The sequence below is a fragment of the Nitrospinota bacterium genome (assembly GCA_016217735.1).
In the GTDB taxonomy this organism is placed as follows: Bacteria; Nitrospinota_A; UBA7883; order JACRGQ01; family JACRGQ01; genus JACRGQ01.
In genome coordinates, this window is the sequence record JACRGQ010000020.1 from 1 (window position 1) to 13,036 (window position 13,036).

Annotated in this window: 12 protein-coding genes; 6 read left to right on the forward strand and 6 right to left on the reverse strand. The window is 58.4% G+C overall.

The annotated features are described in order from the left end of the window. A partial coding sequence (locus tag HZA03_03020) for an IS110 family transposase (GenBank protein ID MBI5636924.1) occupies window positions 1–119 on the forward strand: 119 nt, incomplete at its 5' end. Between the two features lie 264 nt (window positions 120–383). On the opposite strand, the gene HZA03_03025 is transcribed toward HZA03_03020, so the two are convergent. Continuing rightward, on the reverse strand, window positions 384–1,499 hold the full coding sequence (locus HZA03_03025; GenBank protein MBI5636925.1) for a response regulator: 1,116 nt from the start codon (window positions 1,497–1,499) through the stop codon (window positions 384–386). Window positions 1,500–1,609: 110 nt separating this feature from the next. Here HZA03_03025 and hisA point away from each other — a divergent pair, with 110 nt between their 5' ends. Genes hisA through HZA03_03040 form a run of 3 tightly spaced genes read left to right on the forward strand, consistent with a single transcriptional unit; the run spans window position 1,610 to window position 3,722 of the window. After that, entirely contained in the window at window positions 1,610–2,335 is a 726-nt protein-coding gene (hisA, locus tag HZA03_03030; GenBank protein ID MBI5636926.1) for a 1-(5-phosphoribosyl)-5-[(5-phosphoribosylamino)methylideneamino]imidazole-4-carboxamide isomerase, read from the forward strand. A 2-nt stretch (window positions 2,336–2,337) separates the two neighbouring features. Then, window positions 2,338–3,093: an imidazole glycerol phosphate synthase subunit HisF gene (gene hisF, locus HZA03_03035; GenBank protein ID MBI5636927.1), complete on the forward strand. Its 756-nt coding sequence runs from the start codon at window positions 2,338–2,340 to the stop codon at window positions 3,091–3,093. After that, a complete protein-coding gene (locus HZA03_03040) occupies window positions 3,090–3,722 on the forward strand; it encodes a bifunctional phosphoribosyl-AMP cyclohydrolase/phosphoribosyl-ATP diphosphatase HisIE (protein MBI5636928.1) in 633 nt (210 codons plus the stop codon). Before hisF ends, HZA03_03040 begins: the two co-directional genes overlap by 4 nt. A 65-nt stretch (window positions 3,723–3,787) precedes the next feature. On the opposite strand, the gene HZA03_03045 is transcribed toward HZA03_03040, so the two are convergent. Then, window positions 3,788–4,129: a hypothetical protein gene (locus HZA03_03045; protein ID MBI5636929.1), complete on the reverse strand. Its 342-nt coding sequence runs from the start codon at window positions 4,127–4,129 to the stop codon at window positions 3,788–3,790. Window positions 4,130–4,419: 290 nt separating this feature from the next. Here HZA03_03045 and HZA03_03050 point away from each other — a divergent pair, with 290 nt between their 5' ends. Further along, window positions 4,420–6,549 carry a chemotaxis protein CheA gene (locus HZA03_03050; protein MBI5636930.1) on the forward strand — a complete coding sequence of 710 codons (2,130 nt, stop codon included), beginning with the start codon at window positions 4,420–4,422 and terminating at the stop codon, window positions 6,547–6,549. A 16-nt stretch (window positions 6,550–6,565) separates the two neighbouring features. After that, window positions 6,566–7,507, forward strand: a complete 942-nt coding sequence (locus HZA03_03055; GenBank protein MBI5636931.1) for a response regulator — start codon at window positions 6,566–6,568, stop codon at window positions 7,505–7,507. 74 nt (window positions 7,508–7,581) lie between these two features. Here HZA03_03055 and HZA03_03060 read toward each other — a convergent pair whose 3' ends face one another. The 4 genes from HZA03_03060 to HZA03_03075 form a co-directional block, all read right to left on the reverse strand. Continuing rightward, window positions 7,582–9,480: a hypothetical protein gene (locus HZA03_03060; GenBank protein ID MBI5636932.1), complete on the reverse strand. Its 1,899-nt coding sequence runs from the start codon at window positions 9,478–9,480 to the stop codon at window positions 7,582–7,584. Window positions 9,481–9,645: 165 nt separating this feature from the next. Then, window positions 9,646–9,894, reverse strand: coding sequence for a GIY-YIG nuclease family protein (locus tag HZA03_03065; GenBank protein ID MBI5636933.1), 249 nt, complete (start codon window positions 9,892–9,894; stop codon window positions 9,646–9,648). Window positions 9,895–9,910: 16 nt separating this feature from the next. Next, entirely contained in the window at window positions 9,911–10,942 is a 1,032-nt protein-coding gene (locus HZA03_03070) for a tetratricopeptide repeat protein (GenBank protein ID MBI5636934.1), read from the reverse strand. Window positions 10,943–10,968: 26 nt separating this feature from the next. Then, window positions 10,969–12,969: a class I adenylate cyclase gene (locus HZA03_03075; protein MBI5636935.1), complete on the reverse strand. Its 2,001-nt coding sequence runs from the start codon at window positions 12,967–12,969 to the stop codon at window positions 10,969–10,971. Between the last annotated feature and the right edge of the window lie 67 nt (window positions 12,970–13,036).

The window sequence follows — 13,036 nt, forward strand, 5'->3', positions numbered from 1 at the left end:
CGGGAAAACCGAAAAAAGTGGCCCTTATCGCCGTCATGCGGAAACTGCTGCACATCGCCTACGGCATACTTAAAAACAAAACCGCCTTTAACCCGAAATTGCACATGAAAACCGCTTGACGCGCAAGACCGTATCTACCAAAAAAACCGGGGGAAATAGCCAAATCCCCTTGAAGCGGACTTCCAGCCCGGTTTGGTCATTTCAATTCCGGACCTCAATTTTTATCAGGACAACGGCTATTACTTTAACCCCACCTCCCGCTATAGCGGGTTTCCGCAGCGGTTCGTGCTCGGCTGGCTCCGCGATGCTTCGCCGCCGCATATTTATTCCGCCGCTCCCTCAATCCTCCCCTCAAATGAGGGGAGGAAGCTTCGGAATCCGGATTAGCGCCCCAAGGGAAGCGCGAAATGGAGGCTTGTCCCCCGCCCCGGCGCGCTTTCGGCCCATATCCGCCCGCCGTGCATCTCGATAATGTGCTTTGTGATGGAAAGCCCCAGGCCGGATCCATGCTCCCCCGCCGTGGGCCGGGATGAAAGCTTGGCGAATTTCCCAAAAAGCTTCGGCAACTCTTCCGGGGGGATGCCGACGCCGCTGTCGGCCACGGTGACGATGCACTCCCCCGCTTCCGCCTTGCACGAGACCGCCACGGCGCCTCCCTTCGGGGTGAATTTTATGGCGTTGCCGGCGAGATTGGAGAGCACCCGCAAAATTTTCCCTTCGTCCGCCATCAGCGCCTCCGGACACCCTTTCGCGCATGAAAGGGCGATTTCCTTCTCCTTCGCGGTGTAGAGCATCGACTCGCATGTCTCCGCCAGCAGGCTGTCCATCACCACCGGGGTTTTGCGCGGCTCGTCCTTGCCGGTTTCGATACGGGCGAGGTCCAAAAGGTCGTTCACCAGTTTGAGCTGCCGCTTGCCGGCCCGCACGATAATATTCAGGTGATGTTTTTGGGTGTCGTTGAGCGGGCCGGTATCCTCACGCTGGAGCTCATCGGCGAACCCAAGAATGGCGGTGAGCGGTGTGCGGATGTCGTGCGAGGCGATATTCAGAAAATCGTCCTTGAGCGCCATCAGCCGCAGCAATTGTTCGTTCGCCTCGTGAAGCCCCTTTTCCAGCGCGCGCTGCCGCAGGGCGCTCCGGATGCGGGCCAACGCCTCCTCCATTTTCACCGGTTTGGTGATGTAGTCGTCGGCGCCGGCGTCCAGGCCCGCCTTGATGTCGCTTTGCCCGGACTTGGCGGTGACCATGATGACCGGGATAAGCCGCCCTTTGGCGGTGGCCTTTATCGCGGCGGCGGCTTCCACGCCGCTCATCCCCGGCATCATCCAGTCCATCAGAATCACGTCGATGTCGTTTTGCGCCGCCGCCGCCAGCGCCGCCGCGCCGCCGGAGGCCCCGATCACGGTATAGCCCGCCTTGGCCAGCGGACGCTTAAAAACGATGATGTTGCTCTCTTCGTCGTCCACCACGAGGATCAGCGGTTTGTCTTCCAGCGTCATCGTCCCCCCGCCATAAAAATCCGTATCGCCATCGCCGAGTTGAAATATATTCTATGGGACGCATGAGAAAATGTGAATAAAAATAACCTTCAATGAAGTAAACTTGAGCAATGATAATCATTCCGGCCATCGACATCAAGGGGGGGCGCTGCGTCCGCCTGATCCAGGGGGAAATGGACAAAGAGACGGTGTACAACACCGACCCGGTGGCCCAGGCAAAAATATGGGAAAACGCGGGAGCTTCGGTCATCCATCTCGTCGATCTTGACGGCGCAATTGAGGGAAAACCCAAGAACGGCCCGCTCATACGCCGCATCTGCGAAAGCGTGAAATGCCCCGTCCAGATCGGCGGCGGCATCCGCGGCCGCACCGCGGCCGACAACTATTTCGACGCGGGAGTGGAGCGGATCGTGCTCGGCACCCTGCTGCTGAAAGACCCCGTGGAATCCGAAAAAATCGCGCGCGCCCACCCGGGAAAAGTGCTGGCCGGCATCGACGCCAAGAACGGCATGGCCACCGGCGACGGCTGGACCTCCACCAGCGGCACCACCGCCCTGGAACTGGCGGAGCGGATGGAAATGTGGCCCATCGCCGGAATCGTTTTCACCGACATCGCGCGCGACGGCATGATGCAAGGGGCGAATATCGACGCCATCCGCGGGATGGCCCGCGCTTCGCGCCTGCCGCTCGTCGCCAGCGGCGGGGTCTCCTCCCGCGCCGATCTGGCGGCTCTCGCCGCCATTCCGGAAGTGTGGGGAGCGATCATCGGCAAGGCGCTCTACACCGGCGCCATAGACCTCGCCGCCGCCATACGGGAATTTGAAAAGGGAATATGACCGTGCTGACGCGCCGCATCATCCCCTGCCTCGACGTGAAAGACGGCCGCGTGGTGAAAGGGGTGAACTTCGTGGCGCTGCGCGATGCGGGCGACCCGGTGGCTGTCGCCGAAGCATACGACAAGCAGGGGGCCGACGAGCTGACGTACCTCGACATCACCGCCAGCCACGAAGGGCGCAAAACCCTCATCGACGTGGTGGAACGTACCGCCGACAAAGTCTTCATGCCGCTCACCGTGGGCGGCGGCGTGCGTACCGAGGAAGACATCCGCGCCCTCCTCAAGGCGGGGGCCGATAAAGTCGCCGTCAACACCGCCGCCGTGAACGAGCCGGAATTTATCCGCCGCGCCTCGTTCCGCTTCGGCACGCAGTGCATCGTGGTGGCCATAGACGCCAAGCGGACGGGGGATCACTGGGAAGTCTTCACCCACGGCGGACGCAAGCCGGCCGGCATCGACGCCGTGAAATGGGCGATAAAAATGCGCGATTACGGCGCGGGGGAAATCCTGCTCACCAGCATGGACCGCGACGGCACCAAAATGGGGTACGACCTCGAACTGACCCGCGCGATCGCCACCGCGGTCGACATCCCGGTGATCGCATCGGGGGGCGTGGGGAACCTCGAACACCTGTACGAAGGGTTCACCACCGGCGGGGCGGACGCGGTGCTGGCCGCCTCGATTTTCCATTTTGGGGAATACAGCATCGCGCAGGCGAAGCAGTATCTGAAGGAACGGGGCGTGGAGGTGCGGCTATGAGCGGTATTGAACTGAAATTCGACGGGCGGGGGCTGATCCCCGCCATTGTGCGGGACGACGCCACCGGCGCGGTGTTGATGATGGCATGGATGAACGCCGAAACGCTGCGGCTGACGCGCGAGACCGGCTACACCCACTTCTGGTCCCGCTCGCGTGGCGAAATATGGAAAAAAGGGGATACCAGCGGCAACGTGCAAAAGGTGAAAAAAATCCTGTACGACTGCGATTTGGATACGCTTCTTGTCAGCGTCACGCCGGCCGGCCCCGCCTGCCACACCGGCGCGGTGAGCTGTTTCTTCACCGAATTGAAAAAGGACGATGCCGTCAAAGAACCGCCCCCCCCCGCCGACGAACGGATCATCGAGCGGCTGTACCAGATCATCCAACAGCGCAAAACGGAACGCCCCGAGGGGAGCTACGTGGCAAAGCTGTTCGACAAGGGGGAAAACACCATCCTCAAGAAGATCGGCGAAGAAGGGACGGAGTTCGTGATGGCCTGCCAAAAAAAAGACGCCAAAGAGGCGGTGTACGAGGCGGCCGACCTCTGGTTCCATATGCTGGTGGCGCTGGCGAATATCGGCGTGGCGCCGGACGCCGTGTTTGAAGAGTTGAAGCGGCGGTTCAAGTAACGCTCAAACGAAAAAAAAAAGCGGTTCGCCAAAGGCGAACCGCTTTTTCTTTTTACGCGGGATAATTAAATGGTGGTGGTATTGATATTTTCCTGGTTGCAGGCTTTGTCGTAGGAAAAATACCTGACCGTCTCACCGGCGGTGCCGGCGTAGGTGAGCCCGGCGACCCACGCGGCGCCATTGACGGAGTAGTAGGTGTTGCCACATCCGGAGGCGACGGTGGTGGCGCCTGAAATGACGGTGGCGGTGTCGGCACAGGTAAACGTGAGGGTTGTGCCGGATTTGGCCACGGAGGTGGCCGGCGCATTCATATCGCCGGTGCCGGCGGAAGGACAGTTGGACGGGCCGGCATCGCCTTTCGAACCGCAGGCCGCGGCCAAAGCTATGACGCCCGCTACAGCAAACATAAACATCCAGCTTTTCAGATTCCCCTTCATGCTCTCGCCTCCATCTTTCAAATATATTTATTTAGTAAAGCTTCGCTAACTCTACCATAGTATCCGGGCAGTTGAAAGGGGGCCGCGCGGGACACGGCGAATACGCCTCTCCGCTTTTGGCAAGAATCCGGAAACTGAAATGAAACACTACAAAATGCGAGGACGAAAATGCCGATAGTGTATACTTGTTTGTGGAGTTACGCGGAGAGCGGAAGATTTTCCCCGCTTCACTTGGATGGGCTTAATTACAAGCAGATAGAGTGATGAAAGAAACAAGCGAGCAGGAAATTTTTAATAACTTCCTCGCCGAGGCCGCCGAGACGCTCCAAAGCCTCGAAAAGGACCTGCTCCGGCTGGAGCAGAATCCCGACGACCGGGAAACAATCGACAACATCTTCCGCGGCATGCACTCGCTCAAGGGCAACTGCTCCCTCTTCGGCATCACCGGCATCAAGATGATGGCGCACTGCCTTGAAAGCCTCATGAGCCGCGTCCGCGACAAGGAGATGGAGGTGAATACCGAAATCACCAATATCGTGCTGCGCGGCATGGATCATCTGAAAGCGATGTTCGCGGCGCTGCACCGCACGCTGAAGGAAGAACAGCTCACGCCGAAACAGGAAGAATATATCACCGAGCTCAATGCACTTCTGGAATCCGGGGGCGAGGAGAGGGTAAACGAAAACCTCCGGATCGAGCTGCTGAAATTCCTCAACCGGCCGGAGGTCAAAGAACACCTGGAGGCCGATGAACCGATGCGCGAACTGCTTGGGGTGATACGGCGGACGGCTCCCAGGCTGTTGGCGGACCGGCGCACCAGCGTGGGGGATCCGCTATTGTGCGAAGGGATGGACGTATCACGCGAGTACTATAGCGTGCTGGGGATACTGGCCGATGTGGAAACCGGCAAAATGAGCGAAAACTACTCCGCCATAGTTTTCGGCGAATTGGAAACGCTGATCGCCAAGCACGGCGAACAGGGGCAGGCCGCGCCGCTTGAACTGCTGCAAAACCTGCGCGACGATCTGGAAATGCTGTACCACGACGAAACGGGTTTCGACGACATCCTGGCCCAGATCACCAAAGAGGCATGGGCCAAGTACCGCGCCATGCTCACGCAGATCAAGCCGGAAGCGGCGGCGAAAGCCGCCGCGCATCCCCAAACCGGCGCGGCGGCCGAAACGGCGGAACACATCCGCGCACGCCAGATAAAGGTGGATCAGGGGGCGCTCGACAAGACCATCGACATGGCGGGCGAATTGGTGACCATCTCGGAATTCTTCAACTATCTGCAAACCCAGTTCGCCGAAGGAAACAGGGCGCAGACGATGAACTCGCTTAAGGATGCCATCAGCTCCCTGCAGGAGCTTTCCGAAACGCTCTCGCGCGACCTGTACGACATCCGTAAAGTGCCCATTGGCGAAGCGCTCCAAAGCCTTCCCCGCATGGTGCGCGACACCCAGATGGCGCTGGGCAAGCGCGTCCGTCTCGTCATCGAGGGGGAAGACACGGCCGTGGACAAAAGTTTCGTGGCGAAACTGGAGACCGTGCTGGTTCACATGATCCGCAACAGCATCGACCACGGGCTTGAACCCCCCGATGAGCGCCTCAAAGCCGGCAAGCCGGAGGAGGGAACCATCCGGCTTATCGCCGCCCCCCAAGGTGGAATGCTTGCCATCACCCTTGTGGACGACGGCCGAGGAATCGACCCCGCGAAAATCCGCCGCATACTGGTGGCCAAAGGGCTCATGAATCAGGCCGAGGCGAACGCGCTGCCTGAAAAAGAACTGCTGGATAACATATTCGCCCCCGGATTCAGCAGCGCCGAACAGGTGACCGAGACATCGGGCCGCGGCGTGGGAATGGACGTGGTGGTCTCGACAGTGCAGGACATGGGCGGAACCATAAAGCTGGACAACCAGCACGGCAAAGGGCTGACGGTGAAAATAACCATTCCCTTCACCCAGACCACCCTCATCCAAAAAGGGCTGGCCGTGGCTGTTGGAAAAAGCGTGTTCCTCATCCCGGTGGAATCGGTTCTTGAATCGTTCCGCCCCAATAAGGCGGACATCTATTCGGTTGAGAAAAACGCCGAGGTTATCAACCGGCGCGGCGAGATTGTGCGGCTGGTGCGGTTGCACAACCTGTTCGGCATCAACGGCAAGGCTGAAAATCCCGAAGACGGGATTTTGGTGATGGTTCAGCGGAAAAAGACCAAAGCCTGCTTTTTGGTGGATTATGTAATCGGCCAACGGCAGATCATTTACAAGCCGCTCGGCGTGAGAACGCTGCGCCGTCCATCCCCCTTTGAAGGGGTTTCAGTATATGATGGCAGCAGGCTTGCCATGATCCTGAATATCCAAGGGGTCGTGGAACAATCCTCCAACTAGGAAAAGACGAAACGATATGGAAGAAAAACGGATATTTGTCCTTCCCGGTGAAATGGCGGTATCGCGCCAGCCGGCCGTCATCGCCACCCTGCTTGGGTCGTGCGTGGCCATATGCCTCTATAACACCAAGCTCAAAGCGGGCGGCATGAACCACTATATGCTCCCCACCGGCCTGAAAACCGAGGAGATGAAGGGAAAATACGGCGACTACGCCATCGACAAGCTGGTGGAGATGATGCTGAGGCTCGACACCGACAAAGGAAACCTCGCGGCCAAGGTGTACGGCGGCGGCGCGGTGGTGGGACACTTGAGCGCCGGCGTCGGCATTGGCGAGAAGAACATCGAGACCGCCCGCGCCATGCTGGCCAGCCACGGCATCAAGGTGCTCACGATGGACACGGGCGGCGTGAACGGCCGCAAAATATTCTTCAACACATCCACGGGCAACGTGGAGATGCGGCTCATCGAAAAATCCGAGATGACCAAGCAGCTGGAAGAAAAGAAAAAGGACATGATCGGGCGCAAGATCCGCGTCATGGTGGTGGACGATTCCCCCACCATCCGCCAAATCATCACCAAGGCGATTTCGGCCGACCCGGAAATCCACGTGGTGGGCGAAGCGGGCGATCCCTACGAAGCCCGCAGCCTGATGCTGGAAATCAACCCGGACGTGCTGACGCTCGACATCATCATGCCGAAAATGGACGGCGTCACCTTCCTGAAAAAACTGATGCTGCACATGCCCCTGCCGGTCATCGTGGTCAGTTCCGTCGCGCAAAAAGGGAGCAATCAGCGGATGCGCGCGCAGGAGATCGGCGCATTCGACGTCATCGACAAAGAAGACCTGAAGATGTACCAGGGATTGGCGACCGCCACCCAAATATTGACCAGCAAAATAAAACTGGCCGCCGTGGCCCACGTCAAAAAACGCACCGCCGGGGAAATCGGGCATATTTAGATTGGAAATAACCGCCCTCCCCCGCAAATGCGCGGCCCGCCGGGCGAATATCCAGGCGGCACGGGGCAAACAGGCTATATAAACTCTTTCGCTTCCTGTTGTACGGTGAGCATGGAGCGGTTCACCAGGTCTATGGCCTCGGGGGATTTTAGGCCGAACGCCTTGGAGAAGTACGATTTCGATTTGTTAAGAATGTAAAAAACGCTATGCGCCGGATTGCTGATCACTTTGTCGAGCGCGCTTTCACGCGCCGCTTTGGGCTCCAAGGTATCCACATAAAGGCCAAAAACGTCTTTCACCTCCGTGCCATCGCGCATTTTGACGGTGCGGCGGTACATCTCCCCCAAATCCACCTTGTCAAAAAAATCGACCGGCTTGGCCCCGTCACGCCCGTGCTTGCTCAACAGTGACGCGAATTCCCCGTATGCCTCGGACGGTATCACCACCACGCCCCCCAAGGCGTTAATGCTGATGAGCTGCTGTTCGCCGGTCACCCACGCCTTGGCAAACTCGCGCTGCAACGGGAATAACACGCCCATCGCCACCACCTTGGGCCAGAGAAATTCCTTGACCAGTTCGTTGGGGGGGAGCTTGGCGATGCGGAGTTCATTTTCCCGTTCCGCCCGTTTTTGAGCCCGTTCGAATTCGATGTCCGCCTTGAAATCGCCGAACCGGAGCTGTACGCCGGGATGAATGAGGCCGCAGACGGCGTTGAGGAATTTTTCGCGCACACCGTTGAACTGGGGCGGTATCTTCCCCTCGAACAGGTCGTGGATTTCCTCGTGGGTGATATTCTGCGCGCGGCGGCCCATCATGTATTCGAACATCGCCAGGCGGAAATGCTCCTCGATCACCCCCTGTGTTTTTCGATCCTTGCCGCTGGATATTTCCTGCAACTCGTTTTGCACCCAGCGGGGAAGCATGGTTTTAGCGAGGCGGGGGTCTTCCTGCGCGATCTCGATCATCTCGTGGTCGCGCGGGATGTACTTGTTGAAGTAGTGGTGGGTGGTGGCCGGAGCCAGCTTCTGGATGAAAAATGTCTTCCTGCTGAAGGCGTCGAACCGGGCGTTAATGATGTTGGCCAGCGGGTGCTTCTCCGGAATCGCCTTGAAAGATGAAATCGGAACGGCGGTTTCGCGCGATGCGGTTTCGGCGGCCGCCTTGGTTTCGGCGGCGCGGCGGCGCGCGGCCATCTCCTCCACGAAGATGTCGCGCAGGCGCGCCTGCTCTTCGAAGCTGATCAGGCGATTATCCTCAAAGAGATGCTTGACGGCGGGGCCAACCAGGTTTTCAAGGGGAGTTTCGCGCTGTTGCTGGTGCAGAAAGTGAATCGCGGCCCCCATCATGAGACGAATATCCTTCCCCTGGGCCTTGAGGACGCGAAACAACATCCCCTGCAGGCGTTGCATGTCCTGCGCGGTGGATATGTTCCCCCTGATGATCGGGATGTTCTCAACGATCGTGGCGGCCAGCACCGGCATAAACAGCGCGATGAACTCCCGGCTTTCAACGAAGACGCGGATGTCCGGCGGCAGGAACTCCATCGCTAGGATCGGATACTCGTTAAAGCCGGACTCCTTCGCCCCCTTGCTTATTGCCCCCTGCACCAGGTTTTGAAAAAACGAACGCCCCCGCGCCGCCAGCGAAGCGAGCTGTTGATGGCCGCTTTCGCTGATGGTGAAACCGTAGCAGTCGCCGTTCCAGGTGTTCATGATGACAACGGGAATTTTGGAGTTATTGAAAGAAAAGGCGACCGGTGTCAGTTTCCCCGATTGCGCGTTGCGAACCAGCAAGTCGAGCATCCGTTTCTGCTCTTCGCTTATCGGATCGGCAAGCCGGATCCCCGCCCCCGCCTCCGAAATGTCCATCAAAACGGTTTTGACCGGTTTCGGGTCGGGATGCAGGATAAGCTCTCCGGCAAGGCCAAGCCCCTCCAGCAATATGCGTTGATGTTTTCGATAGTGCTTCGTCATAACTCCGCAAAAAAATTAAATGGTATTTTATCGTTTCATATCAGGTATCGTTTCGACACGACCTTTATTATATAACACTTATTGGTTATAAAAAGAACTGGTCCCGCGGATGGAGTGGCTTATTTTTCAACCATTATCATGAATAATCAATGTTATAATCACACATTAGAGCTTTTTTACGGCGTGCCGTTTTTCGGTCTTTTTCAATTTTTTTATGCGGGCTTCAGCCTTGTGGGCATCGCTTTTCGACAGGGGCCGGCTTTTCGCCAGCAGACGCACCGGCAGGCGGGCGCGGGTGTATTTCGCCCCCATGCCGCCATTGTGCGCGGCGAGCCGCTTTTTCACATCGGTGGTCACGCCGCAGTAGAAGGCGCCATCGGCGCATGTCAGCAGATAGACGTGCCAATCAGCCATACCGCATACCCGAGGGCTAGAATCCCATTTCTATGGCCTGGAGCATTTTCTTGGCTTCCGTGAAGCCGGGATTTTTCTCCAGCGCCCGCAGAAAGCTTTTTTTCGCCTCCTCGACGTTCTTGGCGTCCAGATAGGCCCGCCCCAGGTTGAAGAGAATGTTTTCGTCGTCCGGATCGACATCGATGGCCCGTTTATACAGATTGATCGCCTCGGTGTAGTTGTGGCGGCGGCGGTAGATAATGCCAAGCGAGTTGTAAATGTTGACCACCTGCGGGTTGATGCGAAGCACCTCCTTGAAAACCTCTTCCGCCTCGTCGTCCATATTGCGTTCGAGGAATATCTTGCCCGCTTTTTCGTAGCATTTTTCGGCCTCCGCCTGCTCATTCAGCTTGATGTACACCTGCCCCATCATCTTGTAGGCGCGGCCGTGGAAATTGTTTATCATCACCGCCTTGCGGAAGGCGATGATCGCCTCATCGTACTTCCCCTGCGCCGCCTTGATATAGCCGATGTTGTAGTAGACATCGGCGTCTTCCCCCATCGCCAGCACCTCTTTGTAGATGGCGAGCGCGGCGTCCAGATTGCCGGCGGCGACCAACTGCTTGGCCTTGGTGAAGAGGTCCTCGATCTTGGAGGTGGCGCTGTCCGGGGCGCTGGTGAGGATGGCGGCGATTTTCTGATCCAGCACGCCGGCTTTCAGCGGCTCCAGCATGATGGCGGTAACGCCGAATTTTCCCGCCTCCACCACCATGTCGCGGTTGATGGTGCCGCAGACCAGTATGAAGGGGATGCTGAACAGCTCCTCGTCCGCCGAGACCACCTTCAACAGCGTCATGCCGCTCATCTGCGGCATATCCCACGCCGCGATTATGAAGTTGATCGGCCGCCGCTTCAGGATGTGGAAGGCGGAGGCGCCGTCGGACGCCTGATCGAAGTGGGTATACTCCTGCGCCTTCAGCATCGCCACGATCGACTCCCGCTTGGCGCTGTCGGCGTCGGCGATCAGGAAATAAACCCTGCTTTTGTTCAGCATCTTTTCGGTGGTCATTACTGTTACAGATTACACCGGATACGCTAGTCTAAATCAAGCGTTGCTTTTCGAACATGGGCAGTCTCATGTTCCATAGCCTCGCGGGTCTTGGCGAGTGAATACTCGAATTCATGCGCCAGACGGGGGTCGTTTTGGGAGGGAAGGGAAACCACTTTCAAATCGACCTTGTTCCCGGCCCGTTCGGCGGCGGACAGCATGGCGGCCATTTCCATCAGCGCCTGGTTGATGCCCATGCGAACGCGGCGGAATTCCCCCCAGGAATCGTGCAAAATCATGTCGACCCGCCGGATTTCCCCCGGCGATTCCACCAGCCCGAAGTTGGGAATGACGAACGCCCGGATAATGGTCCGTTCGCCAAGGTAATCGTCGCGCGATGATTCGTGCCGGTTATCGGTGAAATAGCCATGCAGATTGCGAAGCAGATATTCCACGTCCTCCACGGCATAGGGGATTCCCGGTTCATTGCGGAAGTAGAATTTTATTTTCGGCTTCCAGATGCCGTTGATAACCATCCAGGCCAGCATCTCCACCAGCGATTTGAGCCGGTTGAGCGGCTGGACGGTGGAGATCCCGGCGGTCACTTCCGAGGGGTTGCCGGTATAGAGTTCCCAACCCCGCTCCCCCCGCGCCGATTTTTCCAGCGCCAAAGTGAGTTTTTGCGCTTCGACGGGGATGGCCCGGTGGAGAAAGGCTATCTTGCCGGGCGCCTGCTCGAAATGGGTGAAGAGCTTGCGCCCCAGAACAGTCATGTCGTCCCGCGTTATATACGTCAGCTTGTCGCCATGCTCCTTCTTGTAATCCGAAAGGCGGATATAGGCGTCGATGAAATAGCGGTAGACCTTCCCGACGGAGCTTAAGCGCCGCTGGGGATCGCCCGTGAAAAGCTGCTGCAGGTCGTCCGCCTCGTCCCCCTGCCATCCCCACCGCTTCATGATGGCGGCCAGCACCTGTTCTTTGGACGAAAGCATCTCCGTGCGCGTCCGCAGCAATCGGCCGATGTCGTCCGGATCGATGCCGGTCTTAAGAATGAATGCCCATTTCACCAGCGCCAACTCCTTCATCATCCCGCGCTGCGCGTAATAGGCGTTGGCCCGCTCGAACATCATGATGTAGGGGTCGATCTCCTCCAGCGGGCCGGCCTGGCTGAGAACGCGCCGCTTCACTTCCTCGCACAACAGCCCCGCCAGCGGATTGAAAAGGTAGCTTTCCAGCAATCCCATTTTCAACACCGATTTGAAAGGGGAGCCGAGCGCCTTGTTGATCTGCCAAAGCGCCGCGCCGAAAAACTCCTCTTCCTCGGCGTGGATAAGGTGGCCGAGATCCATGTATTCGTCCAGGTCCTCCACCCCCCGCCGCTGGAGCGCGGCGTAGAGTCCCGCCGACTCCAGCTCCGGGTAATCGGGCGGGATGATCCACCAGAGCGGCTTGCGCCCCGCCACCCATATGGCGGTGCGGTAAAACTCGTCCTTGAAGAGTTTTCCCAACGCCGAGCCGACATTATCGCGGTCGGTCTGCCCGAAAAGATTCAGGCGGAACTCGCCAATGTCCTGCAAAAAAAAATGCGCTTCCACCCGGTGCCGCTGGTAAAGCCACTGTTCGATGGCGGCAAGCTTGCGCTTGAGCGAAAAAAGATCGGTCTGCGAAAACTCCCGCTTGTCGATGAAAAGGATGTAGTCGAAATCCGACTTGTGCGTCTGCGCCACCGTCCCCAGGCTGCCGATGAGCGCGAGCGACAGGATTTTGGGGTTGTGGGCCGGATGGCCCGCCGCGCCCGGGGCGATTTCCGCCAGCGCTTTGAGGTGCTGTTCACGCGGGGTGAACTTCTGGATTCCGGCGGGGGCGTCCAGCACGGGTTTCAGCCCCTCGATGCCGGTATAGTTTGCGTGGAGCAATAGGGGTACCGCCCCGAAGACGGTGTTTTCCGCCGGACTGAAAAGCGACACCGCCCCGTAAATGCGCGCCACATTGAACATGTCGAAGCGGTACCGTTGCCGCTTGATCTGTTCAGGAGTGAGTGTCAACATCGTCGCGCCGCCATTCAGGGCTTTTCCCGTGCCGGGGGAAAATTCATCTGCCGTGGGAACATCATGG